The 644-nt window shown below is 52.2% G+C and carries 1 protein-coding gene; it reads left to right on the top strand.

Going from position 1 to position 644, the window contains the following annotated elements; translation table 11 throughout:
• On the top strand, positions 1-644 hold a 644-nt coding region (locus ACFFGT_RS19160; RefSeq protein ID WP_377024126.1), incomplete at both ends, for a condensation domain-containing protein.

Below are 644 nucleotides of genomic sequence, written 5' to 3' on the forward strand. Positions count from 1 at the left end.
CCGGTATTCAGGCGGAATATAGCCGTATCCCCGAAGTAGGGGCATCCCCGGATTACGTGTTATCGTCATCACAGCGGCGGTTATGGGTGCTCGGGCAATTGTCGGAGGCCAATGTGGCCTATAACATACCGGGCATTTATGAGTTCCGCGGGGAGTTGGATGTGGCGTTGCTATCATCAGGCTTCAGCCGCCTGATCAGCCGCCACGAGGTCCTTCGGACGGTATTTAGAGAAAACGGATCAGGCGATGTACGCCAGTATATCCTTAGCCCGGAAGAGCTTGGGTTTCGCATCGAGGAGCTTGACCTTAGAGGGGATGAGGATAGCGTAAATGGACAGGTAAGGGAATTTGTGAATGAAAGCTTTGATCTGGCTGAAGGGCCATTGCTGCGGGCGCTGTTATGCCGGTTATCAGAAGACCATTGGGTTTTCGCGTATGTGATGCACCATATCATCAGCGACGGCTGGTCGATGGAAGTACTGATCGGGGAGGTATTGGGATATTATAATTCAGGGAAGGCAGGATCACCGGTACAGTTACAACCCTTAGGGATCCAGTATAAAGATTACGCTGCCTGGCAGCAATCGGTTTTATCAGCAGGGGCACAGGGTGCACATGCCGCATACTGGCAGGAAGTATTATCA

Source organism: Mucilaginibacter angelicae (assembly GCF_042434235.1).
Taxonomy (GTDB): Bacteria; Bacteroidota; Bacteroidia; order Sphingobacteriales; family Sphingobacteriaceae; genus Mucilaginibacter; species Mucilaginibacter angelicae.